The sequence below is a fragment of the Pseudomonas inefficax genome, from assembly GCF_032164165.1.
Classification (GTDB): Bacteria; Pseudomonadota; Gammaproteobacteria; order Pseudomonadales; family Pseudomonadaceae; genus Aquipseudomonas; species Aquipseudomonas inefficax.
The window spans coordinates 4,835,853-4,858,639 of record NZ_CP134401.1; the positions used below are offsets into that span (position 1 = coordinate 4,835,853).

At 64.3% G+C, this 22,787-nt stretch carries 20 protein-coding genes and 1 pseudogene; 15 read left to right on the forward strand and 6 right to left on the reverse strand.

What is annotated here, in order from left to right:
* The first annotated feature begins 87 nt into the window (after positions 1-87).
* The 4 genes from RIN61_RS21890 to RIN61_RS21905 all read left to right on the forward strand — a co-directional run bounded on the left by RIN61_RS21890 (position 88) and on the right by RIN61_RS21905 (position 3,173).
* Complete coding sequence (locus RIN61_RS21890) at positions 88-1,281, forward strand: MFS transporter (protein WP_025338595.1); 1,194 nt, start codon at positions 88-90, stop codon at positions 1,279-1,281.
* 30 nt (positions 1,282-1,311) lie between these two features.
* The gene (locus RIN61_RS21895) at positions 1,312-2,418 is read left to right on the forward strand and encodes an alkene reductase (protein ID WP_207879515.1); all 1,107 of its coding nucleotides are present in this window, start codon (positions 1,312-1,314) and stop codon (positions 2,416-2,418) included.
* Between the two features lie 238 nt (positions 2,419-2,656).
* Positions 2,657-2,902, forward strand: coding sequence for a type II toxin-antitoxin system Phd/YefM family antitoxin (locus RIN61_RS21900; RefSeq protein WP_013972043.1), 246 nt, complete (start codon positions 2,657-2,659; stop codon positions 2,900-2,902).
* Positions 2,892-3,173, forward strand: coding sequence for a type II toxin-antitoxin system RelE family toxin (locus RIN61_RS21905; protein WP_112252248.1), 282 nt, complete (start codon positions 2,892-2,894; stop codon positions 3,171-3,173). Before RIN61_RS21900 ends, RIN61_RS21905 begins: the two co-directional genes overlap by 11 nt.
* A gap of 15 nt (positions 3,174-3,188) precedes the next feature.
* On the opposite strand, the pseudogene RIN61_RS21910 reads toward RIN61_RS21905, so the two are convergent.
* Together RIN61_RS21910 and RIN61_RS21915 are read right to left on the reverse strand one after the other, a co-directional pair.
* Positions 3,189-3,817 (reverse strand): annotated as a pseudogene (locus RIN61_RS21910) (BRCT domain-containing protein).
* A 124-nt stretch (positions 3,818-3,941) separates the two neighbouring features.
* Complete coding sequence (locus RIN61_RS21915; RefSeq protein ID WP_207879517.1) at positions 3,942-4,847, reverse strand: LysR family transcriptional regulator; 906 nt, start codon at positions 4,845-4,847, stop codon at positions 3,942-3,944.
* 291 nt (positions 4,848-5,138) lie between these two features.
* Between RIN61_RS21915 and RIN61_RS21920 the strand changes: the two genes are divergently transcribed.
* Genes RIN61_RS21920 through RIN61_RS21930 form a run of 3 tightly spaced genes read left to right on the forward strand, consistent with a single transcriptional unit; the run spans position 5,139 to position 8,734 of the window.
* Positions 5,139-6,443, forward strand: coding sequence for an MFS transporter (locus tag RIN61_RS21920; protein ID WP_112252246.1), 1,305 nt, complete (start codon positions 5,139-5,141; stop codon positions 6,441-6,443).
* 30 nt (positions 6,444-6,473) lie between these two features.
* On the forward strand, positions 6,474-7,715 hold the full coding sequence (locus tag RIN61_RS21925; RefSeq protein ID WP_207879519.1) for a Zn-dependent hydrolase: 1,242 nt from the start codon (positions 6,474-6,476) through the stop codon (positions 7,713-7,715).
* Positions 7,715-8,734 carry a histone deacetylase family protein gene (locus RIN61_RS21930; RefSeq protein WP_313854056.1) on the forward strand — a complete coding sequence of 340 codons (1,020 nt, stop codon included), beginning with the start codon at positions 7,715-7,717 and terminating at the stop codon, positions 8,732-8,734. Before RIN61_RS21925 ends, RIN61_RS21930 begins: the two co-directional genes overlap by 1 nt.
* 237 nt (positions 8,735-8,971) lie before the next feature.
* On the opposite strand, the gene RIN61_RS21935 is transcribed toward RIN61_RS21930, so the two are convergent.
* Positions 8,972-10,396: an aminotransferase-like domain-containing protein gene (locus RIN61_RS21935; protein ID WP_313854059.1), complete on the reverse strand. Its 1,425-nt coding sequence runs from the start codon at positions 10,394-10,396 to the stop codon at positions 8,972-8,974.
* A 48-nt stretch (positions 10,397-10,444) separates the two neighbouring features.
* Here RIN61_RS21935 and RIN61_RS21940 point away from each other — a divergent pair, with 48 nt between their 5' ends.
* The 3 genes from RIN61_RS21940 to tam all read left to right on the forward strand — a co-directional run bounded on the left by RIN61_RS21940 (position 10,445) and on the right by tam (position 13,170).
* Complete coding sequence (locus RIN61_RS21940) at positions 10,445-10,720, forward strand: hypothetical protein (RefSeq protein WP_146742838.1); 276 nt, start codon at positions 10,445-10,447, stop codon at positions 10,718-10,720.
* Complete coding sequence (locus RIN61_RS21945) at positions 10,720-12,129, forward strand: amino acid permease (protein ID WP_085624272.1); 1,410 nt, start codon at positions 10,720-10,722, stop codon at positions 12,127-12,129. Before RIN61_RS21940 ends, RIN61_RS21945 begins: the two co-directional genes overlap by 1 nt.
* Before the next feature lie 264 nt (positions 12,130-12,393).
* Positions 12,394-13,170, forward strand: a complete 777-nt coding sequence (gene tam / locus RIN61_RS21950) for a trans-aconitate 2-methyltransferase (protein ID WP_112252242.1) — start codon at positions 12,394-12,396, stop codon at positions 13,168-13,170.
* Here tam and RIN61_RS21955 read toward each other — a convergent pair.
* A complete protein-coding gene (locus RIN61_RS21955) occupies positions 13,160-13,531 on the reverse strand; it encodes a DUF2784 domain-containing protein (RefSeq protein ID WP_252378990.1) in 372 nt (123 codons plus the stop codon). The two genes, tam and RIN61_RS21955, sit on opposite strands and share 11 nt — an antisense overlap.
* Positions 13,532-13,751: 220 nt before the next feature.
* The gene (locus RIN61_RS21960; RefSeq protein WP_013972053.1) at positions 13,752-14,621 is read right to left on the reverse strand and encodes a LysR substrate-binding domain-containing protein; all 870 of its coding nucleotides are present in this window, start codon (positions 14,619-14,621) and stop codon (positions 13,752-13,754) included.
* 243 nt (positions 14,622-14,864) lie between these two features.
* Here RIN61_RS21960 and RIN61_RS21965 point away from each other — a divergent pair, with 243 nt between their 5' ends.
* The 5 genes from RIN61_RS21965 to RIN61_RS21985 all read left to right on the forward strand — a co-directional run bounded on the left by RIN61_RS21965 (position 14,865) and on the right by RIN61_RS21985 (position 21,223).
* Complete coding sequence (locus RIN61_RS21965; protein WP_112252240.1) at positions 14,865-16,181, forward strand: MFS transporter; 1,317 nt, start codon at positions 14,865-14,867, stop codon at positions 16,179-16,181.
* 15 nt (positions 16,182-16,196) lie between these two features.
* Positions 16,197-17,588: an FAD-dependent oxidoreductase gene (locus tag RIN61_RS21970; RefSeq protein WP_112252239.1), complete on the forward strand. Its 1,392-nt coding sequence runs from the start codon at positions 16,197-16,199 to the stop codon at positions 17,586-17,588.
* A 226-nt stretch (positions 17,589-17,814) separates the two neighbouring features.
* A complete protein-coding gene (locus RIN61_RS21975; RefSeq protein ID WP_013972055.1) occupies positions 17,815-18,525 on the forward strand; it encodes a YebC/PmpR family DNA-binding transcriptional regulator in 711 nt (236 codons plus the stop codon).
* A 138-nt stretch (positions 18,526-18,663) separates the two neighbouring features.
* The gene (locus RIN61_RS21980) at positions 18,664-19,608 is read left to right on the forward strand and encodes a LysR family transcriptional regulator (RefSeq protein ID WP_112252238.1); all 945 of its coding nucleotides are present in this window, start codon (positions 18,664-18,666) and stop codon (positions 19,606-19,608) included.
* A gap of 202 nt (positions 19,609-19,810) precedes the next feature.
* Entirely contained in the window at positions 19,811-21,223 is a 1,413-nt protein-coding gene (locus RIN61_RS21985; RefSeq protein ID WP_313854070.1) for a DOPA decarboxylase, read from the forward strand.
* A gap of 136 nt (positions 21,224-21,359) precedes the next feature.
* Here the strand turns inward: RIN61_RS21985 and RIN61_RS21990 are convergent, their stop codons facing one another.
* On the reverse strand, positions 21,360-22,733 hold the full coding sequence (locus tag RIN61_RS21990; protein WP_207879104.1) for an MFS transporter: 1,374 nt from the start codon (positions 22,731-22,733) through the stop codon (positions 21,360-21,362).
* Positions 22,734-22,787 lie beyond the last annotated feature (54 nt).

Below are 22,787 nucleotides of genomic sequence, written 5' to 3' on the forward strand. Positions count from 1 at the left end.
AAACTCATTGTCCCGTCCCCATCTTTTTCCCATTCCCATGTCCCCCCGAGAATTCACCCATCCCAACCTTCCACAGGTGATTCTCAAATGCCTCTCGCCTTGTTAGCCCTCACCCTGGCGGCCTTCGCCATCGGCACCACGGAGTTCGTGATCGTCGGCCTCATCCCGACCATCGCCAATGACCTGGCAGTCACCCTGCCTTCGGCCGGCCTGCTGGTAAGCCTTTACGCCCTGAGCGTCGCCATCGGCGCGCCCCTGCTCACCGCCATGACCGGCCGCGTGCCGCGCAAGCTGTTACTGGTCGGCCTGATGGCACTGTTCACCGCCGGTAACCTGGTGGCCTGGCAGGCGCCCAGTTACGAATCGCTGATCATGGCGCGCATTCTCACCGGCCTGGCCCACGGGGTGTTCTTCTCGGTCGGCTCGATCATCGCCACCAGCCTGGTGCCGAAAGAAAAAGCCGCCAGCGCTATCGCCACCATGTTCAGTGGCATGACCGTGGCCTTTGTCACCGGTATCCCGCTGGGTACCTTCATCGGCCAGCATTTCGGCTGGCGCGTGACCTTCCTGGTGGTGGCTGCCTTCGGCCTGGTGGCGCTGCTCGGCGCACTGCTGTTCGTGCCCAAGCGCATCCAGCACAGCCAGCCGGCACCTCTGCTGCGCCAACTGCGGGTAATGCTGCAACCGCGCCTGCTGCTGGTGTATGCCATGACTGCCGTGGGTTACGGCGGCTCGCTGATCGCCTTCACCTTCCTTGCCCCGATCCTGCAGGACATCGCCGGCTTCGGCGCCAACAGCGTCGCCCTGGTGCTGCTCGCCTACGGTGTCTCGGTTGCCCTGGGCAACATCTGGGGCGGCCGCCTGGCCGACCGCAAAGGCCCGGTCAAGGCACTGTCGATCATCTTCCTGCTGCTGGCCGTGGTGCTGCTGGCGCTGACCTTCACCGCGCCGCATCCGGTGCTGGTGGTAATCACCGTCCTGGCCTGGGGCGCGGTGGCCTTCGGCAATGTGCCGGGCCTGCAGGTGTACGTGGTGCAGCAGGCGGAAAAGGTCGCCCCCGACGCAGTCGACGTAGCTGCCGGTTTCAACATCGCCGCCTTCAACCTGGGTGTTGCCGGTGGTTCCTGGGGCGGTGCCCAGGTGGTGCAACAGCTCGGCCTCGGCCACACCCCGTGGATCGCCGCGCTGGTTACCCTCGGTGCCCTGGCTCTGACCCTGTACAGCGGCCGCCTCGACCGCCGCGTACCTGCCCAGCCACAACCTGTCGTCAGCCGCGCCTGACCCCTGATTCCACTTACGGAGATGCTCGTAATGACTCAAGATCCGCTGTTCCAGCCCCTGCAATTCGGCGCCCTGAACCTGCCCAACCGCGTGCTGATGCCGCCGATGACCCGCTCCCGTGCCGCCCAGCCTGGCGATGTACCGACCGCGCTGATGGCCGAGTACTACGCGCAACGCGCCAGTGCCGGGCTGATTGTCAGTGAAGGCACCTGGATCTCGCCACTGGGCAAGGGTTACGCCCGCACCCCAGGTATCCACACCCAGGCGCAGATCGACGGCTGGCGCCTGGTCACCGAGGCGGTACATGCCGCAGGCGGGCGCATCTTCGCCCAGCTCTGGCATGTCGGCCGCCTCAGCCACAGCAGCCTGCTCGGCGGCCAGGCACCGGTGTCGTCCTCGGCGATGCAGGCCGAAGGCGTGAATGTGTTCATCGACAATGCCGACGGCACGCCAGGCTTTGTCCAGGCCACCAAACCGCGCGCGTTGAGCGAAGCGGAAATTGCCGAGATCATCGAGCAGTACCGCCAGGCTGCGCGCAATGCCATGGTGGCGGGTTTTGACGGTGTCGAATTGCACGCGGCCAACGGTTACCTGGTCAACCAGTTCCTCGACTCCGGCGCCAACGACCGCACCGACCGCTACGGCGGTTCGCTGGAAAACCGCCTGCGTTTCCTCGACCAGGTCAGCCGTGCGTTGGTCGAAGGCACCGGCGATGCGCTGCGCGTAGGCGTACGCCTGGCGCCGCTGACCACGCTCAATGGCTGTGTCGATGCCGACCCGGTCACCACCTATACCGCCGCGGCCAAGCGCCTGGGCGAAATCGGCATTGGTTACCTGCATATTGCCGAAGCCGACTGGGACGACGCGCCGGACATGCCGGTGGACTTCAAGCAGCAGCTGCGGTCGGTGTTCCCCGGGGTGATGGTGTATGCCGGCAAATACACCGGCGAACGTGCACGGCGCGCGCTGGAGGAGGGCTGGGCTGACCTGATCGGCTTCGGCCGACCATTCGTGGCCAACCCCGACCTGCCGGCGCGGCTGAAGCTGAATGCGCCCCTGGCCGAGCACGAACGGGCCACGCTGTTCGGTGGTGATGCCCATGGCCTGACCGACTACCCGGCCCTGGCAACAGCCTGACCCCGACCGCTCCTCATGGAACTGCAAATGACTCGTTGAGTTAGCAGGGACACTGTGGGAGCGGCTTTAGCCGCGAACACCGGCGCAGCCGGTGCCATGCACCGCATTGGATCCAAAGGGCGATCTCCCACAGAGACGGCATTTCGCATGTCGTGTCTCACCGCTGTGCTTGAGCAGTGACGACTTGTTTGTGTCCTATATATGGACCAAAATATGGCTCTCTATTGAGGGTGAAAAAATGCAAAACATATTCGCTGACGTGGCCGTAAGCGTGTCGGAACTGAAAAAGAACCCATCCGCCGTGATGACCGGCGCTGCGGGTATGCCCGTCGCCGTGCTCAATCACAACCGCGTGATGGGTTACATGGTGCCGGCCGAACTGTACGAGGCCATGATGGAGCGCCTGGAAGATCTCGAATTGAGCGAACTGGCCAAGTCGAGGTTGGGTGAAAAAGGCGTACCGGTATCCCTGGATGACCTATGAACTCGAATTCCTGCCTTCGGCGCTGAAAGAGTGGGGCAAGCTAGGCCACACCGTGCGCGAACAGATCAAGAAAAAACTCGCCGAGCGCCTGCAGTCACCCAAGGTACAGGCCGACGCGCTGCGTGACCTGCCGAACCACTACAAAATCAAGCTCAAGGCCTCTGGATATCGCCTCGTCTATCGAGTCGAGGACGAGCGTATCGTTGTAGTGGTGGTATCGGTTGGCAAGCGCGAGCGTAGCGAGGTGTATCGATCCGCTCAGAAGCGGTAAACGCCATCATGGCCATCAACCAAACGCCGCACGCTGCCAATGCGCCTCGCTTACGATCGCAATGTTCGCACCCGCTTCCCTGATTTCCACTGCTCTCTTGATCTTCGTGCCATAACTGCTGTGCAGCCACTGCTCGTTGCCAATACTGCCAATGACCAGGTAGTGGATCTTCTTGCTCACCCCCGCAGCGATTGAACCCCCACGTTCGACTACCAGCGCTTCGCATGCTTTGCGAGGCCCGTAAGCCATTGTGCCGGTAAACAGGAACATACGGCCTGCCCACTCCAGTGTGGGTTCGGGGTTATCGAGTGGCAGTGAGGTGGGTGAAAGAATGGGTTGTCGCTGCAGCGCGGCTTGCCGGTGAACTGCTGCAATAGCCCAAGCAGTTCAGCCGACTCAGCAGCATCCAGCATATTGTCCTTGAGCATGTCGCTCAGGCGCCGGTACAACAAATTGATTACCGGATCCTCAAGATGAACGAGTTGCTGCTCCATCCATCTTTTGAGGAACTCGGCTTCTTGTTGATTGACCTGATTGTCAGCAGTCAGGCCTGCAGCGATTCCAATCAACCCATCAACCGAGCGCTGCGCGATCCGCGCTTCGTGAAAAAAGCAGGTGATCAAAGTGCGGATGGGGTGATGAATAGGGCGTCGAATAACCCCGGTAGCTCGATCCATGACTGAGATTGTCCGTAATGTTCAGTTGATCTGGATGCTACTAATTGGCCACTATCGTGTCCAGTGCTCGCCGACCCCCGCGCTGCGTTCACTACAGGCTCTGCTGCAATGCCTCGATAAACACTTCTTCGGCGCGGCTGAAGCGCTGCTCCCTGTTCCACAACAAGTGAATATCCACATCGGCAATGCCTTCCTGCGGTGGTAGCTTCCACAGCAACCCGGCGTCTACATCCGGTGCCACCACATGCTCGGGCAGGCAGCCTATGCCAAACCCGGCAATCACCAGCCGGCGTACTTCTTCAAGGCTGGGTGACGATGCCACGATCCGCCCGGCAAACCCTTGCTGGTCGCGGAAAATGGTCAGTGGCGACAGCATGCCGCCAATCTGGTCACTGGTGAAGCTGACGAAGTTCTCCCGCTGCAGGTCGCCTTCGGCCTGGCCGAACAGGTCATGGTGCTTGCCACAGAAGAACGCATAGCGCTGGCGCAGGAACAACCGTTGCTCCAGGCGTGGCTGCGCACGCCGGTTCAGGCTGAGGCCCGCCGTTGCGGTTTTTTCCTGCAGGGCGGCGACGATGTCGGAGCTGCGCATCACGTCGATCTCCAGTTCCACCCGCGGGTGCTGGCGGTGGAAGTCGGCGAGGAAGTCGTCGAAGCGTTCGTTGACGATACGGCTGATCATCAGCAGGCGGACCTTGCCCACCAGTTCGTCCGCCGGCTGCTCCAGCAAGCCGCCGATTTGCGACATCTGCCCATAGACCTCGCCGGCCAGCTGGAACAGCTGCTCGCCCATTTCCGTCAGCACGAAGCGCGGCCCGCGGCGGGCAATGAGCTGGCGGCCAAGCTGTTCTTCAAGGCGCTTGAGCGCCTGGCTCACTGCCGGCTGGGTGAGGTGCAGGCGCGCGGCAGCACGGCTGATGGACAACTCCTGGCCGATGACCCGGAAGGTACGCAGCAGGTTCCAGTCGAGGCGGTCGTTGAGCAGACGGTCGGACATGGCAGGGCTCGATAATAAGCAAGGCTAATACTGCGAATAATAAATAGAAAATTGACTAATCATAGCCCCGGGCCGATAAATCGCAGGCATTGAGGCCTGTTGCATCAGTGCTGGCTTCTTCGCGGGTAAACCCGCTCCCACAGGGATTGCACAAGGCCTGCAAGCGCTGCAGTACCTGTGGGAGCGGGTTTACCCGCGAAGAAGCTGACACCAGACCAACAGGCCAAGCGCCACAAGAGCGCCACCGTGCCCCCGACAACTCCTGCCAGAACAACAAGCAAAGGAGCCCCCATGAAGCCCACCGCTTCCGCCCAGCCACGCCGTGCCGCCGCCGCCGCGTTCATCGGCACCATGATCGAATGGTACGACTTCTACATCTACGCCACCGCCGCCGCCCTGGTGTTCGGCGCGCTGTTCTTCCCGTCCGACAACAGCCTGTTCAGCACCATGGCAGCGTTCGGCACCTTCGCCGTCGGCTTCTTCGCCCGACCTCTGGGTGGCATCGTCTTCGGCCACGTGGGCGACCGTATCGGCCGCAAGAAGTCGCTGGTCATCACCTTGCTGATGATGGGCATCGTCACCGTATGTATTGGCCTGCTGCCAACTTACGCGCAGATCGGCGCCACCGCACCGGTGCTGCTGATCATCCTGCGGGTGATCCAGGGCATCGCCGTGGGCGGCGAGTGGGGCGGGGCGGTACTGATGGCCGGCGAACATGCACCCAAGGGCCGGCGCAACTTCTTTGCCTCGTTCGCCCAGCTGGGCAGCCCGGCGGGCCTGATCCTGTCGTTGCTGGCCTTCGGCGTGGTCACCCGCCTGCCGGAGGAAGACCTGATGAGCTGGGGCTGGCGCGTGCCGTTCCTGGCCAGCGCGCTGTTGCTGGTGGTGGGCCTGGCGATTCGCCTGGGGGTCAATGAGTCGCCCGAGTTCATTGCCAGCCGCGAGCAGGCGGTCAAAGCCCAGCGCAAGGAGCAGGCACCGGTACTGGAAGTGCTGCGCACCGCCTGGCGCCCGCTGCTGCTGTGCATCGGGGCCAATACCCTGGGGATCGCCGGGGTCTACTTCACCAACACGTTCATGATCAGCTACACCACCCAGCAATTGCATCTGCAGCGCTCGCTGATCCTCGAATGCCTGTTCTTTGTGGCAATCATCCAGTTCTGCGTGCAGCCGTTGGCCGCGTGGCTGTCGGAAAAGCTCGGCGCCACCCGCTTCCTGGCCCTGGTCGCGCTGCTGGCGATGGCCTCGCCCTACCCGATGTTCGTGCTGGTCAGTTCGGGCCAGGGCCCGTTGATCGTGCTCGGCATCGCCCTGGCGGCCGCGTGCATGGCGTCTTTCTACGCAGTGATCGCCGGCTATGTCAGCGGCATGTTCGACACTCGCGTGCGCTACACCGCCATTTCCCTGGCCTACCAGATCTGCGGCGCCATCGCGGGCGGCCTGACCCCGCTGATCGGTACCTGGCTGGCCCACACCTTCACCGGCCAATGGTGGCCGATGGCGGTGTTCTACACGCTGATTGCAACCATTTCGCTGGTGTGCGTGCTCGCCCTGGCACGCCAGTACGCCCGCAGCCAGCGTCTGGAACTGGCCTGATCGAACCGCTTTTTTCTGGAGTACCCGCACATGTTGAAATGCAATGGCGAACGCCTGTGGGCGAGCCTGATGGCCATGGCCGAAATCGGCGCCACCGCCCGTGGCGGTAGCTGCCGCCTGGCCCTGAGCGACGAGGACAAGGCAGGCCGGGAACTGTTCAGCCATTGGTGCCGCGAAGCCGGCCTGACGCTGACTGTGGATGCCATCGGCAACCTGTTCGCCCGCCGCGCTGGCAGCGACCCGGCTGCAGCGCCGGTGATGATGGGCAGCCACCTCGACACCCAACCTGAGGGCGGCCGTTTCGATGGCGTCTATGGCGTGTTGGCCGGGCTGGAGGTGGTGCGCCGCCTCAACGACCTGAACATTAACACCCGCAAACCGCTGGAAATAGCTGTCTGGACGAACGAGGAGGGTGCGCGCTTCACCCCGGCCATGTTCGGATCGGCGGTGTTCACCGGTACCCTGGCGCTGGACGAAGCGCTGGCCATTCGCGACGCCGATGGCATCAGCGTCGCTGACGAACTGCGACGCACCGGTTACGCCGGCCAACGCCCGCTGGGCGGTCCGGTCGATGCCTATTTCGAGGCGCATATCGAGCAAGGTCCGATCCTTGAAGACAACGCCAAGGCCATCGGCGTGGTCAGCGGCGGGCAGGCCATCCGATGGCTGGATGTCAGGGTCGAAGGTATGGCCGCGCATGCCGGTACCACGCCGATGCCGCTGCGCAAGGATGCCCTGTACGGTGCGGCACGGATGATCCAGGCGGTCGAGCAACTGGCTGCCGATTTTGCCCCCGAAGGCCTGACCACGGTGGGTGAACTGTCCATCGCCAAGTCCTCGCGCAACACCATTCCGGGGCTGCTGCAGTTCACCGTCGACTTGCGTCATCACCGAGATGAAGCCATCGAGGCGATGGAGCGCGACCTGACATTGAAGCTGCAAGCCATCGCCGATCAGCGCGGGCTGCAGGTGCGTATCGAGCGCCACTGGGTCAGCCCGGCCACACCATTCGATGCCGGTTGCGTAGCCGCCGTGCAGCAAGCGGTGGACGGCCTCGGTTATGCCCAGCAGTCCATCGTCAGCGGCGCCGGCCACGACGCCATCCTGCTGGCCCGCTACTGCCCGACGGCGATGGTGTTCATCCCTTGTGTCGGCGGCCTGAGCCACAACGAAGCCGAAGACGTGTTGCCCGACGACGCCCGCCAGGGCGCCGATGTACTGCTCAATGCCGTGCTGGCCCGCGCGGGCCGTATCGAACAAGGAGACGCCTGATGCGTTGCTACTTCCACCCCGAACAGCTGCTGCACCACCCGCGCAGCTACTACTCGCGCGGCGCCATGCGCACCCCGCAGGAAGTCCCCGAACGCGCCCAGCGCCTGCTGCAGGCCGCCAACGATCTGGGCTTTGACATCCGCCAGCCTGAGGACGCCGGCCTCGAGCCGCTCAAAGCCGTGCATGGCGAGGCCTACCTGGCCTTTCTCGAAGAGGCCCATGCGCGCTGGAAGGAAGTGCCCGAGGATTGGGGCGACGAGGTCATGTCCAATATCTTCGTGCGTGAACCCAACGCCCTGCGCGGCATCCTCGCCCAGGCAGGGCGCTACCTGGCTGACGGCAGCTGCCCTGTAGGCGAAAATACCTGGCGCTCGGCCTATTGGTCTGCGCAAAGCGCTGTGGCCGGTGCCAAGGCCATTCTCGACGGCGAGCCGGCGGCCTATGCCCTGTGCCGGCCGCCAGGCCACCACGCGCGCTTCGATGCAGCCGGTGGTTTCTGCTACCTCAACAACGCCGCTGTCGCTGCCCAGGCCTTGCGCAGCCGCTACAGCCGCGTGGCCATCCTCGATACCGACATGCACCATGGGCAAGGGATTCAGGAGATCTTCTACGACCGCCGGGATGTGCTGTATGTGTCGGTGCATGGCGACCCCACCAATTTCTACCCCGGCGTGGCCGGTTTCGAGGATGAGCGTGGCAGCGGTGCGGGGGAGGGGTACAACCTCAACTTGCCGATGGCGCATGGGGCTAGCGAAGCGGACTTCATGGGCCAGCTGGAGATCGCGCTGGCTGCGGTTAAGGACTTTGGCGCCGAGGCGCTGGTGCTGTCGCTGGGGTTCGATATCTATGAGCTCGACCCGCAGAGCAAGGTGGCGGTGACGACGGAAGGGTTTGCGGTATTGGGCGAGCGGATTCGGGCGATGTGCTTGCCTTGCCTGATCGTGCAGGAAGGGGGATATCACCTGGAGAGCCTGGAGGCGAATGCGCAGGCGTTTTTTGCCGACAAGGCGGACTGGTGATAAGGCCAGGGGCCGGCGGCTGAGGAATGGCTGCCGGCCTCTTCGCGGGTGAACCCGCTCCCAGAGGGATCGCGAAGCCCTTGGGCCTTCAGCAGGGCCATTGCTCCCACAGGGATATCACTAACCTCGAGGCTGGTGGGATCCATGTGGGAGCGGGTTTACCCGCGAAGAGGCCGGGGCAGGCAGCCCATCGGCGCCAGCTATGAAGGTGGATTCACGGAAAGCCGAAGTAGCCCGTTACATCCCACCCCGCCGCACATGCTTCACCAGCACCTTCTCCAGCAACTCCCACATCGCAGGCTCGGTACTGAACGCCACGTTGAAGCGCATCCACCCGGTCGCCTTGGCATCGACCATGAACAACTGCCCGGGCCCGAGCATGATGCCTTTCTCCAACGCATCATCCAGCAACGCCGCGCTGTCCGGAATCGCCGGGTGCCGGGTCCAGATATACATCCCTTCATCCGACTCGGTGAACAGCTCGAAGCCCAACCGATGCAGGTGCCGGCCAACTTCCTGGTGCGCCTCGGCCAAACGCTGGCGCAGGCGCTTGAGGTGCTTGCGCCAGCGCCCGTCGATGATCGCGGCATACACCACGCGCTCCATCACCTGCGAGGTAGTCAGGCCCGAGCGCATCTTCAGGTGCAGCAGCTTCTGCATCAGCTCGGGGTTGGCCAGCATGTAGCCGACCCGCACGTTGGGCGAAATGCTTTTCGAGTAGCTGCCCACATACACCACCTGCTGCAGGTGGTCGAGGCTGGCCAGGCACGGCTGTGGTTCGGCGACCATGTCGGCGTACAGGTTGTTCTCCACCAGACGGAAGCCGTGCTGGCTGGCCAGTTGCAGCAGACGGTGCAGCTGCGGCAGCGGGGTGCGCGAGCAGGTCGGGCTGTGCAGGTGTGGCTGGGTGAAGAACGCAGTGGGCCGGTGATGAGTGAGCAACTGCTCCAGCTGATTCAGGTCGTAGCCGGCGGGTGTGCGCGGCACGCCGACCAGGGTCGCGCCCTGGGTGCGCAGGATGCTCATCAGGTTGGGGTAGCCGGGGTCGTCCACCAGCACCACATCGCCCGGGCGCACCAAGGTACGCGCGGCCAGGTCCAGGGCCTGGCTGGCGCCATGGGTGAGCATCAGCTGCGCCGGGTTGGCAACGATCGACAGTTCCTGCTGCAGGTTCTGTGCGGTCAGGGCACGCAGCTCCATCAGGCCCATGGGGTCGCCATAACCCGACAGCTCCAGCGGGCTGCCGGCCACCTGGCGCAAGCCACGGCGCAGGCCGTCTTCGTACATCCAGTCGTTGGGCAACCAGCCGCACCCCGGCTTGAACGGCAACTGGCGGATTTCGAAGATCTGCTGCAGGTACCACTCGGAGTTGAACGTTGGTCGACTGGTGTCGGCCTCGGTGTTGTGCGGGTCGAGCAGTTCGCCGGCCGCCCGGTTGACAAAGAACCCCGCGTTGCCACGGCTCACCAGCAGGCCTTGGGCGACCAGGCGGTCGTAGGCCTCGACCACGGTGAAGGTGCTCACCGAATAGCTCGCGGCAAAGGCGCGGATCGAGGGGACCTTGGCGCCTGGCTTGAGGGTCTGGTTGTCGATCAGCTCGCGCAGCCCGTCGATGATCTGGTTCACCAGCGGGGTCGAGGAGTCTGGATGTAATTCGAACATTCGGGGCCTTCAGGGTGCGTATCGCCCGGCGTTTGCAAGGTGTATTGCATGGGCGACCTGTACAGTGCAGTGCGAGATTCATGCCACTGTGCATGGCTCTCTGCGTCGGACATTTTTACATTAGGTGTCAGATATCGCCACCTAAAGCATGTTCAGTTCGCCTCAGGCGCCTGCCCTGGGGCGCGTCAGCAGGCCGCCATGGAAGGCCTGCGTGTGTTCGCTCACACCATCCTGCGCGCATTAGCACTGATGTACGTGAAACCGCCAGCCATCGGGGTTTCACAGTTTTCCTTGGATAAAAAGAAGCACGGGGTACACAACTGATGGACGCAACATCCACAACCACCACCGCGAAAAGCGGGCACGAGAGCAAGCTCAGTGCCTCGCTCAAGTCGCGCCACCTGACGATGATGTCGATCGCCGGGGTTATCGGCGGCGCCTTGTTCGTCGGTTCCGGCAGCGTGATTCACAGCGCCGGCCCAGCTGCTGTGCTGGCCTACCTGGCAGGCGGCATCCTGGTGGTACTGATCATGCGCATGCTGGGTGAAATGGCGACTTCCTCGCCAGACACCGGTTCGTTCTCCACCTATGCCGATCGCGCCATCGGCCGTTGGGCCGGTTTCACCATCGGCTGGCTGTACTGGTGGTACTGGGTGATCCTCATGGCCTGGGAAGCTTATGTGGCGGGCAAGATCCTGCATGGTTTCTTCCCCGACGTCAGCGTCAACGTGTTCGTACTGGCCACGACCCTGCTGCTGATCACCGTCAACTTCTTCAACGTCAAGCACTACGGTGAGTTCGAGTTCTGGTTCGCCTTGATCAAGGTGATCGCGATCGTCTGCTTCCTGATCGTGTGTACCGCTGCCGTGCTGAACATCTGGCAGTTCGGTGAAGTGCGTGGCATCAGCCACCTCACCGCAGAAGGTTTCATGCCCAACGGCATCACCACCGTGATCGGTGCCTTGCTCGGGGTCATGTTCGCCTTCCTCGGCGCGGAGATCGTCACCATCGCCGCTTCCGAAGCCAAGGACCCGGCCGCGCAGATCGTCAAGGCGACCAACTCGGTGGTCTGGCGTGTGTGCCTGTTCTACGTGGGTTCGATCTTCCTGATCGTCTGCCTGGTACCCTGGAACGACCCGCACCTGGGCGTTTCCGGCTATGGCGCCTACCGCCGCACCCTGGAGCTGCTGGGCGTGCCATATGCCGAGCTGCTGATGAACTTCGTGGTGCTGACCTCGGTGAGCAGCTGCCTGATCTCGGGCCACTACACTGCTTCTCGCATGCTGTTCTCCCTGGCCCAGCGTGGCGACGCGCCGTCGTTCTTCAAGATCACCCGCGCCGGCACCGGTGTACCGGTGTACGCGATCATGGGTTCGTGCGCCGTGGCCGTGGTGTGTGCGCTGATCAACTTCAGCGAGACCCTGCGCCCGAAAGACGTGCTGGAAACCCTGATGAACACTACCGGCATGATCGCCTTGCTGGTGTACCTGGTGATTGCCTTCTCGCAGCTGCGCATGCGCCGCAAGCTGATTGCCGAAGGCAAGGAAGTACGCCTGAAGATGTGGCTGTTCCCATGGCTGACCTACCTGGTGATCGCGTTCATCGTGGCCGCCCTGGTGACCATGGCCTTCATGCCTGACTACCAGATCCTGGTGATCTCCACTGGTATCGCCGCGGCAATCGTGGTGGCGATGGGTGTGGTGCACCAGATCCGTTCTGGCAAGCAGCACTAAGCGTCACTCGCTTCTCGAAACGGCCGGCTCCCTCGGGGACCCGGCCGTTTCGCGTTGTTGGGCCAGTTCCGGCTTGTGCGCCGTTGTAGGAGCGGCCTTGTGTCGCGATCGGGCCGCAAAGCGGCCCCAGATTTCTCGATTGCTGCGACTATCGCTGGGGCCGCCTTGCGGCCCGATCGCGACACAAGGCCGCTCCTACAGGGATCGCGCCGCCTGTTACATGGCATATGCTGAACACACATTGCCCGCCCAGAGGAGCTTCACATGGCCTGGTCCGCCACCCAATATTCCCTTTTTGAAGACGAGCGCACCCGTGCCGTGCGCGACCTGCTCGCCGCTGTGCCACCACGCCCGGTCCGCCACGCCACCGACCTGGGCTGTGGCCCTGGCAATTCCACCGAGGTGCTGCTGCAACGTTACCCGGATGCCCAGGTGACGGCCCTGGACAGCGACCCGGACATGATCGACAAGGCCCGCGAGCGCAAACGGCTGTGCATCCCCCGCGTGCGCATGGTCATCGGTGACATTGCCGGCTGGTCCGCCCCCGAACCGCAGGACCTGATCCTGGCCAACGCCTCGCTGCAATGGGTACCCGACCACGCCTCGCTGTACCCGCACCTGGTGCGCCAGTTGAGCGAGGGTGCCAGCCTGGCCGTGCAGACCCCCGACAACCTTGACGAGCCGGCCCACCGGCAATTGCGCGAGATCGCCAGCCAAGGCCCTTGGGCAACGAAATTTGCCGATTTCCAGCTGCCGCCGCGGCACAACGCAGCGTTCTACTACGACCTGCTCAGCCCGCTGTGTGCGCGCGTGGATGTTTGGCGCACCACCTATCACCACCCGCTGATGGGCGGCGCTGAAGCGGTGGTGGAATGGTTCAAGGGTTCGGCGCTGAGGCCATATCTGGCCAAGCTCGATGAACGGGAGCAGGCCGACTTCCTGCAGATGTACCTGCAAGCCATGCAGCGCGACTATCCGCCGGCCAGCGACGGCAAGGTGCTGTTGCCGTTCCCGCGCTTGTTCGTGGTCGCTACCCGCTAGGCCGGCGCCAGCGCCAGGCCGCGTAACTGTAGATGCCGAGGTTGAGCAGGAGCACGAAAGTGCCTAGCAGCAGCTGGAGGTGCGGGGTCAGCCCGGCGGGGTAGATCAACGGCCAGATGTAGTGCTCGACGAAGCCTCCCTGGTAGCCCGCGTCACCGGCCGCGCTGCGCATGCGGTTCTCCCAGGTGGTCAGCGGGCAGCCCAGGTGCAGGCACTCCACCGCCAGGCCCCAGGCCAGGGCTGGCAGGTGCAGCAGCAGGGCAGGGCGCCAGCGCAGCACCAGCAGGCCGCCGAACAGCACCAGCAGGATGAAGGCCAGGTGCAGCAGCACCAGGGTGTCGGCGGCCAGGCGGTAGAGCATGGGTTGAATGCCGGAGAAGGAGGTTATCCCAGCATAGTTGGGTTGCCTGTAGCGGCCTCTTCGCGGGTGAACCCGCTCCCACAGATACTCCACAGAGCTCGAGTGCTGTGGAATACCTGTGAGAGCTGCCTGTATTGGTCCCCCACAGGTACTGCGCCAATCTGAGCTCTGGTGCGGTCCCTGTGGGAGCGGGTTCACCCGCGAAGAGGCCGGCACAGGTTTACAACCCTTCCTCCACCATCTGCAGGAAGGTCGCCACCACCCGCCGCGTTCGCTGTTCACTCAGGCACACCAGTGTCTCGGTCAGGTGCCGTTGGCAATCGACGATCGGCAACGCGCACACCCGCGCATCCGCACCAAACTCCGCCGCCGACACCACTCCCACACCAATCCCCACCACCACCGCTTCGCGCGCCGCTTCGCGACCTTCCACCTGGATCGCCGGGCGAATCCGCAGCCCGGCCCGTTGCATTTCTTCTTCCAGCGTCTGCCGCGTCACCGACCCGGGCTCGCGCAGCACCAACGGCGTATCGTCCAGGTCCGCCAGGCTGATCGCGCCGCGGCTGGCCCACGGGTGCTGGTGGGAAACAAACGCCACCATCGGGTCGCGACGCAGCGGCAGGCAATGCAGCCGCTCATCGTCCACATCCCGCCCCAGCAGGGCCAGGTCGGCCTGGTAGCTGAACAGTCGGGCCAGCGACTCGTCGGTGTTGCCAGTCTCGATCTTTACCTGGATGCCCGGGTAGCGTTGGCAAAAGCGGGCGATCTGCGGCAGTACATGCACCGGCGCGTCCACCGCCAGCACCAGGCTGCCGGTGTGAAGCGCACGCGAATCCTGCAGCAGTTCATGGGCCTCGGCCTCGCAGGCGAACAGGCGCTGGCTGATGCCCAGCAGGCGCTCGCCGAGGTCGGTGAGCTGCACCGAACGTTTGTTGCGGTGGAACAGCAAGACGCCGAAGCGCTCCTCCAGTTTGCGCACCTGGTCCGACACCGCGGGCTGGGTAAGAAACAGTTTTTCCGCGGCGCGGGTGAAGCTGCCGTGAACCGCCACGGCATGGAAGGCCTTGAGTTGTGCGTGGGAAACCGACATGACCACCTCAGTAACAAGCTGGGCTTATGTGTGAAATACGATAAATCGATTTTATTTATCTTAGCGCAACTGTTTCCATGCATGTCAGCCCGACGCTGGCACCACAAGTGCCGCCAGGGCCATGGCACCCACACGGCGCCATCTGACCCGATGACAGCCTCGTCATCGCTGTGCGTAACACAAGAACAAGACAGGCGTTTCTTCACATTCTGCCGGCACACTTGAGCAAGAGGTCAGACTTACATGAACCAATCCCTAGCCGCGTTCAAACGCTGGCGTATCCAGATTTTCGCCATTACCTGGCTGGCCTACGCCGCCTTCTACTTCACCCGCAAGGCCTTCTCGGTGGCCAAGCTGGGCATCGGTGAAGACCCCAACTTCATGCTCGACAAGGCCGCCATGGCCAACCTCGATGCCATCTACCTGGCCGCCTACGCCGTAGGCCAGTTCACCTGGGGCATGCTTGCCGACCGCTTTGGCCCACGCGTGGTGGTACTCGGCGGCCTGCTGATTTCTGCGGCGGCGGCGGTGGTGATGGGCAGTTACGCCACCTTCCCGATCTTTGCCACCTGCATGCTGGTGCAGGGGCTGGCGCAATCCACCGGCTGGGCCGGGTTGTGCAAGAACATTGGCAGCTTCTTCCCGGCATCGCAGCGTGGGCGGGTGCTGGGCCTGTGGAGTTCCTGCTATGCCTTCGGCGGCCTGGTGGCTTCGCCGTTCGCCGGCTGGTGGGCCTATACCCTGGTCGGTACCTGGCACGCGGCGTTCTTCTCCAGTGCCGCGGTGGTGGCGCTGGTGGCCGTGCTGTTCTTCTTCCTGCAGCGCAACAAGCCTGAAGACGTCGGCCTGCCGGCAGTAGAGCCCGAGCCGCAGAGCATGGCCCCGGCCGGCAACCTGTGCAGCGTGTGGGCGCCGCTGAAGGAGATCATGCGCAACCGCACGGTGCTGACCCTGGGCCTGGCGTACTTCCTGTTGAAACCGGCGCGCTACGCCATCCTGCTGTGGGGGCCGGTGATCGTCTTCGAGCAGATGCCCTCCGTGGGCAAGGTGGGTGCAGCGATCATCCCGACAGCCTTCGAACTGGCTGGGTTGCTCGGCCCGATCATCATCGGCCTGGCCTCCGACAAGCTGTTCGGCGCACGACGCATGCCGGCCTGCGTCATCAGCCTGGTGCTGCTGACCATGGCCCTGGCGGCCTTCATGGCGGCCATGCACACCGGCAGCGTGATCCTGGTGGTGGCCCTGCTGTTCGTCATGGGCCTGACCCTGTACGGGCCGGACTCGATGATCAGTGGCGCCGCGGCCATCGACTTCGGCACCGCCAAGGCCGGCGCCACCGCGGCTGGCTTCGTCAACGGCTGCGGCTCGGTGGGGGCGGTGTTGGGCGGGCTGCTGCCGGGGTACTTCGATGGCGTCACGGTGTTCATCGTGTTCGCCGGCTGCGCGCTGTTCTCTGCACTTGTGCTGCTGCCGCACTGGAACAGCCGCCCGGCCAGCGCTGCGCAAAGCAATGACGTGGCACCGAATACCAGCATGGCAATCAAGCCACTGCGTACCTGAAAGGAAAGCGAGCGAATGAGACCCTTCTGGCTGCAACAGGCCCTGGATTCGGCGCAAGAGGCAGTCTGCCCGCCGCTGCAAGGCGATGCCCGTTGCGATGTGTGTATCGTCGGTGGCGGCTATACCGGCCTGTGGACCGCACTGATGCTCAAGGAAGCGGTGCCGGCCCTGGATATCGTGCTGATCGAGGCCGATATCTGCGGCGCTGGAGCCAGTGGCCGCAATGGTGGCTGTGCGCTGTCCTGGTCGGCCAAGTACTTCACCCTCGAGCGGCTGTTCGGGGTGGCCGAGGCGGTGCGCCTGGTGCGTGAGTCGGAGCGCAGCATCGGTGAAATCGGCACGTTCTGCGCGGCCAATGGCATCGACTGCGACTACCGCCTGGACGGCACGCTGTACACCGCCACCAATGCCGCCCAGGTCGGTGCCACCGATGCGGTGGTGGCCGCACTGGAGCGCAAGGGGATCAATTCGTTCAGCCGCCTGCCGCTGGAACAGGTGCAGCGCCTGGCGGGTTCGGCGCGGCACCTGGAAGGCTGGTTCTCGCCGGCCGCGGCCACAGTGCAACCGGGCAAGCTGGTGCGCGGCCTGCGCCGGGTGGCCTTGCAGCGTGGCGTGCGCATCCATGAGGGCACCGCCATGACCGGCCTGGAGCACGGCACCCCGGTGCAGGTGCGCACGGCCCAAGGCACGGTGCGTGCCGACCGCGTGGTATTGGGCCTGAATGCCTGGATGGCGCGGGCTTTCCCGCAGTTCGAGCGCAGCGTGGCGATTGTTTCCAGCGACATGGTAATTACCGAACCTTGCCCCGAACTGCTGCACCAGATCGGCCTGGACAGCGGTATCAGCGTGCTCGATTCGCGGATATTCGTGCATTACTACCACAACACCTCCGATGGTCGGCTGATGCTCGGCAAGGGCGGCAATACCTTCGCCTATGGCGGGCGCATGCTGCCGGTGTTCGACCAGCCTTCGCCGTACCGGCCGCTGCTGCGTGAAAGCCTGGGCGGGTTTTTCCCGGCGCTGGCCGAGGTGCCGCTGGCGGCCAGCTGGAACGGGCCGTCCGACCGCTCGGTGACCGGTTTGCCGTTCTTTGGCCGGCTGGACGGGCAGGGCAACGTGTTCTATGGCTTTGGTTATTCCGGCAGCGGCGTCGGGCCGTGCCACATGGGGGGGCAGATTCTGTCGTCGCTGGCACTGGGGCTGGACAACCCATGGACCCGTTCGCCGCTGGTCAAGGGGCCGCTGGGGCTGTTCCCGCCCGAGCCGATCCGCTACCTGGGCTCGCTGATGGTGCGTAATGCCATCCGCCGCAAGGAGCGGGCCGAGGACCGTGGGCTGCGGCCGCGGAGGCTGGATGTGCGGCTGGCGCGGTTTGCGGCGGCGGCGGGCAAGGCCGATAAAGGCTGATTTTTTGGGGGCGCTTCGCACCCCTGTCGCGACACAAGGCCGCTCCTACAGGGGGACGCGCAAGCCCAGATTGGCGCGCTTCTTCTGTAGGAGCGGCCTTGTGTCGCGATTGGGTCGCGAAGCGGCCCCAGCGATTTCTTGTCGAACACAGGCCGGAGGGCGTATAAACTGCACCCACTTTTGGCCGGTCGCTTCCTGAACCGGCCGCTGAAACAAGAGAGTCGACATGGGCGCACAGTGGAAAGCCAAACATAAAGAAGCCGCGGCCAACGCCAAAGGCAAGATCATGGGCAAGCTGTCCAAAGAGATCCAGATCGCCGCCAAGTCCGGCGCCGACCCGGACATGAACCCACGCCTGCGCCTGGCCATCGAGCAGGCCAAGAAGGCTTCGATGACCCGCGAGACCCTGGAGCGCGCAATCCGCAAGGGCGCGGGCCTGGACGGCGATGCCGTGCAGTACTCGGCGGTAAGCTACGAAGGCTTCGCCCCGCACCAGGTACCGCTGATCGTCGAGTGCCTGACCGACAACGTCAACCGCACCGTCGCGCAAATTCGCGTGCTGTTCCGCAAGGGCCAGCTGGGTGCCAGCGGTTCGGTGGCCTGGGACTTCAACCATGTCGGCCTGATCGAAGCCACCCCGAACGGTGACGCTGACCCGGAAATGGCAGCCATCGAAGCCGGTGCGCAGGACTTCGAGGAAGGCGACGAAGAGGGTTCGACCCTGTTCATCACCGACACCACCGACCTGGACGCGGTGCAGAAGGCCCTGCCGGAGCATGGCTTCACCGTGACTTCGGCGAAGATCGGCTACACCCCGAAGAACCCGGTGAGCGCGGCCAGCCTGAGTGCCGAAGCGCTGGCCGAGGTGGAAGCGTTCCTCGAGGCGATCGACGAGAACGATGATGTGCAGAACGTTTATGTTGGTCTGACTGACTGATCTGCGTATCCGGGGCCGCTTTGCGGCCCATCGCGACACAAGGCCGCTCCTACAGGGGAACGCATGACCCATGTGGGAGCGGCCTTGTGTCGCGAAACGAGGGCAAAGCCCTCGCCAGCGGTCTGGAGCTGAACCCCGATGAACCCCACCTTCGCCTCCCTCAGCCTCGCCCACCTGCGCACCCTCGACCACCTGCTGCAGCTGAAGAACCTCAGCCATGCCGCCGAGCGCCTGGGCGTCAGCCAGTCTGCCCTCAGCCGCCAGCTGGCCCACCTGCGCGAAGCCTTCGACGACCCGTTGCTGGTTCGCCAGGGCCGTGGTTACGTGCTCAGTGAACACGCCGAAGCCCTGGTCGAACCCCTGCGCCAGGTTCTCGAAGAGCTGCACGCCCTGCGCCAGCCCGCGGTATTCGACCCGGCGCGCTGCGAGCGGCGTTTCTGCCTGGCCGCTTCGGACTACGTGGCCGAGCACATGCTGCCGCTGCTGGTGGCGGCGCTGGAGCGCGAAGCACCGGGCGTATCGCTGGAGTACCGCACCTGGCAGGCCGGCCAGTACGCCTTGCTGGCCAGTGGCGAGATCGACCTGGCCACCACCTTGTTCGACGAGTCGCCACCCAACCTGCACGGTCGGCTGTTGGGCGAGGACCGCGCAGTGTGCCTGATGCGTCACGACCATCCGCTGGCTGCCCACGGCGCACTCAGCCAGGCTGACTACCTGGCGCACAAGCATGTGCGAATTTCCGGCGGTGGCGACAAGGACAGCTTCATCGACCGCCACTTGCGCGCCCAGGGCCTGCAACGGCGGGTCAGCCTGGAAGTGCCGTTCTTCTCGGCCACCGTGCAGGTGATCGCCAACAGCCAAGCGCTGGCCACCGTGCCCGAGCACATCGCCCGGCAGCTGTGCCGCCTGCACGACCTGGCCTGGCGGCCGTTGGGCTTCATCGACCACAGCCAGCGCTACTGGGTGGTATGGCACCAGCGCCTGCAGGCCTCGGCAGAGCACCGCTGGTTGCGCAACCGGGTGTTCGAGTTGTGGCGCCAGTCGCAGTTCGGTGTGCAGGGTGGGCATGCGGGTTTGCCATAGCAGCTATGCGCGAAGCGGGGTTATTCGCCTGCGGATAGGTGCCTAGACTGGGGACATTGTGTTGCCTGTACTGGCCTCTTCGCGGGTGAACCCGCTCCCACAGGACCGCCACAGTTTCTGAAAGCTGTGGGGTATCTGTGGGAGCGGGTTCACCCGCGAAGAGGCCAGTACAGCCAGCGAACCACCCACAGGAGACCCCCAGGTGACCCCCGAACAATTCCGCCAGTACGGCCACCAACTGATCGACCTGATCGCCGACTACCGCCAGACCGTGGGCGAGCGCCCGGTCATGGCGCAAGTCGAACCCGGCTACCTCAAGGCCGCGCTGCCCGCTCAAGCCCCCCGGCAAGGCGAGCCTTTCGCAGCGATCCTCGACGACGTCAACCAGCTGGTCATGCCCGGCCTGTCCCATTGGCAGCACCCGAACTTCTACGGTTACTTCCCTTCCAACGGCACCCTCTCGTCGGTCCTCGGTGATTTCCTCAGCACCGGCCTGGGCGTGCTGGGCCTGTCGTGGCAGTCCAGCCCGGCCCTGAGCGAACTGGAGGAAACCACCCTCGACTGGCTGCGTCAGCTGCTCGGCCTGTCTGGCCAATGGAGTGGGGTGATCCAGGACACCGCATCCACCAGCACCCTGGTGGCGCTGATCTGCGCGCGGGAACGCGCCAGCGACTACGCACTGGTCCGCGGCGGCCTGCAAGCCCAGGCCAGGCCGCTGATCGTCTATGTCAGCGCGCACGCCCACAGCTCGGTGGACAAAGCCGCTTTGCTGGCCGGTTTTGGCCGCGACAATATCCGCCTGATCCCGACCGACGAACGCTACGCCCTGCGCCCGGAAGCACTGCAGGCGGCGATCGAGCAGGACCTGGCCGCCGGCAACCAGCCCTGCGCCGTGGTCGCGACCACCGGCACCACCGCCACCACGGCCATCGACCCGCTGCGGCCGATCGGCGAGATCGCCCAGGCCCATGGCCTGTGGCTGCATGTGGACTCGGCCATGGCCGGCTCGGCGATGATCCTGCCGGAATGCCGCTGGATGTGGGACGGCATCGAGCTAGCCGATTCGCTGGTGGTCAACGCGCACAAGTGGCTGGGCGTGGCCTTCGATTGCTCGATCTACTACGTGCGCGACCCACAGCACCTGATCCGGGTCATGAGCACCAACCCCAGCTACCTGCAGTCGGCGGTGGATGGCGAGGTGAAGAACCTGCGTGACTGGGGTATCCCGCTGGGCCGCCGGTTCCGCGCATTGAAGCTGTGGTTCATGCTGCGCAGCGAGGGCGTCGAGGCCTTGCAGGCACGGCTGCGGCGTGACCTGGACAATGCCCAGTGGCTTGCCGGGCAAATCGGGGCGGCGGCGCAGTGGGAAGTGCTGGCGCCGGTGCAGTTGCAGACGTTGTGCATTCGCCATCGGCCGGCGGGGCTGGAGGGGGAGGCGCTGGATGCGCATACCAAGGGCTGGGCCGAGCGGCTGAATGCGTCCGGGGATGCCTATGTGACGCCGGCGACGCTGGATGGGCGGTGGATGGTGCGGGTGTCGATTGGCGCGTTGCCGACCGAGCGGGAGCATGTCGAACAGCTTTGGGCGCGCCTGCAGGAAGTGGTCAAGGGCTGAAACTGCCGGGGCCGCGCTGCGGCCCATTCGCGGGCAAGCCCGCTCCCACAGGGACTGCATCGGCCTAAAGCTTGATGCGACCCTGTGGGAGCGGGCTTGCCCGCGAATGGGCTGCAGAGCAGCCCCCTGCAATCGGTCAGTGGCTCACCGCCTGAAAGCTCCCTTTACGGCTAGCCTCATACGCGGTCTTGTCCATCGGCTTGGCATCCGGGTTACCCAGGTCTTCCATCGCCAGGCGATGGGTTTCCGGGGCAATGTACGCTGCCAGGGCGCACACGCAGGTGATGAAGAACGCCAGGCCACCGACCACCAGCGGGATGTTGTCCGAACCTGGCGGGGCAACCAGGGCGAACAGTGCCGGCAGCATGGCGGTCAGCATGGTGCCGATGTTCTGCGCGATGGCCATGGCCGAAACGCGGTAGCGGGTGTGGAACAGCTCTGGGTAGAAGCTTGGGAACACCGCGTTGTAACCCTGGTACACCATGCCCCACATCACGATCGACGAGGCGAACGCCAGCGGTACGTTCTGGATGCTGATCGCGTACAGGTAGACGAAGGCCAGCAGGCCCGAGCCCAGGCAGCCGGCGATCATGGTCGGGCGACGGCCGATCTTGTCGGACAGGTTGCCGACAAACGGAATCACCAGCACCGCGACGATGTTGCCGACTACCGGTATCCACAGGTACACGCTCTTGTCGAAGCCGATGCCATAGGCCGGCTGCACCGCGTAGGCCGCACCGAAGATGGTCGCTACCACAGGGATCACGTTCATCAAAGCCATGAACATCACCAGCACCATGTGCTTCCAGCTGTGGCGGAAGGCCTCGCTGATCGGCGACCTGGCGACTTTGTCCTGCTTCTCTTCTTTCACGAATGCCGGGGTTTCGTGCACTTCCTTACGGATGATGAAACCGGCGATCAACACGATGGCACTCATCAGGAATGGAATACGCCAGCCCCAGTCGTTGAAGGCTTCGCTGGGCATGAAGTAGGCCAGAGGCAGGAACACCGCCGCCGCCAGCACCTGGCCAGCCTGCACGCCTTGCAGGGTGAAGCTGGCGTAGTAGCCCCGTCGACCGAATGGCGCATGCTCCATGATCATCGAACTGGCACCGGAGATTTCACCGGCCACGGCAAAGCCCTGGACCAGGCGCAGCAGCACCAGCAAGGCCGGGGCGAGCAGGCCGATGTCGTGGTAGGTGGGCAACAGGCCGACAGCCATGGTCGAAAGGCCCATCAGGAACATGCACAGCAGCAGTACGTTCTTGCGGCCGCGGGTGTCACCCCAGTGGCCCAGCACGAAGGCGCCGACCGGGCGCGCCAGGTAACCCACGCCGTAGGTGGCCAGCGAGGCAATGATGGCCATTTTCGGGTCGGTGTTGGGGAAGAAGATCTGCGGGAAAATCAGCGCAGCAGCCTGGGCGTAGATGAAGAAGTCGTAGTACTCGAGTGCCGAGCCTATCCATCCACTGGCGGTCGCTTTCTTGGCTTGAGAGCTGGAGTGAGCCATCGTTGTCTCCGTTGTTATTGTTGTTTGCACAGGTTCCGCTGGAGATTCGCCAAG

Coding starts and splice junctions, on each gene's coding strand:
- RIN61_RS21890 (WP_025338595.1), top strand. CDS start 88: ATGCCTCTCGCCTTGTTAGCCCTCACCCTGGCGGCCTTCGCCATCGGC.
- RIN61_RS21895 (WP_207879515.1), top strand. CDS start 1,312: ATGACTCAAGATCCGCTGTTCCAGCCCCTGCAATTCGGCGCCCTGAAC.
- RIN61_RS21900 (WP_013972043.1), top strand. CDS start 2,657: ATGCAAAACATATTCGCTGACGTGGCCGTAAGCGTGTCGGAACTGAAA.
- RIN61_RS21905 (WP_112252248.1), top strand. CDS start 2,892: ATGACCTATGAACTCGAATTCCTGCCTTCGGCGCTGAAAGAGTGGGGC.
- RIN61_RS21915 (WP_207879517.1), bottom strand. CDS start 4,847: ATGTCCGACCGTCTGCTCAACGACCGCCTCGACTGGAACCTGCTGCGT.
- RIN61_RS21920 (WP_112252246.1), top strand. CDS start 5,139: ATGAAGCCCACCGCTTCCGCCCAGCCACGCCGTGCCGCCGCCGCCGCG.
- RIN61_RS21925 (WP_207879519.1), top strand. CDS start 6,474: ATGTTGAAATGCAATGGCGAACGCCTGTGGGCGAGCCTGATGGCCATG.
- RIN61_RS21930 (WP_313854056.1), top strand. CDS start 7,715: ATGCGTTGCTACTTCCACCCCGAACAGCTGCTGCACCACCCGCGCAGC.
- RIN61_RS21935 (WP_313854059.1), bottom strand. CDS start 10,396: ATGTTCGAATTACATCCAGACTCCTCGACCCCGCTGGTGAACCAGATC.
- RIN61_RS21940 (WP_146742838.1), top strand. CDS start 10,445: ATGGGCGACCTGTACAGTGCAGTGCGAGATTCATGCCACTGTGCATGG.
- RIN61_RS21945 (WP_085624272.1), top strand. CDS start 10,720: ATGGACGCAACATCCACAACCACCACCGCGAAAAGCGGGCACGAGAGC.
- tam (WP_112252242.1), top strand. CDS start 12,394: ATGGCCTGGTCCGCCACCCAATATTCCCTTTTTGAAGACGAGCGCACC.
- RIN61_RS21955 (WP_252378990.1), bottom strand. CDS start 13,531: ATGCTCTACCGCCTGGCCGCCGACACCCTGGTGCTGCTGCACCTGGCC.
- RIN61_RS21960 (WP_013972053.1), bottom strand. CDS start 14,621: ATGTCGGTTTCCCACGCACAACTCAAGGCCTTCCATGCCGTGGCGGTT.
- RIN61_RS21965 (WP_112252240.1), top strand. CDS start 14,865: ATGAACCAATCCCTAGCCGCGTTCAAACGCTGGCGTATCCAGATTTTC.
- RIN61_RS21970 (WP_112252239.1), top strand. CDS start 16,197: ATGAGACCCTTCTGGCTGCAACAGGCCCTGGATTCGGCGCAAGAGGCA.
- RIN61_RS21975 (WP_013972055.1), top strand. CDS start 17,815: ATGGGCGCACAGTGGAAAGCCAAACATAAAGAAGCCGCGGCCAACGCC.
- RIN61_RS21980 (WP_112252238.1), top strand. CDS start 18,664: ATGAACCCCACCTTCGCCTCCCTCAGCCTCGCCCACCTGCGCACCCTC.
- RIN61_RS21990 (WP_207879104.1), bottom strand. CDS start 22,733: ATGGCTCACTCCAGCTCTCAAGCCAAGAAAGCGACCGCCAGTGGATGG.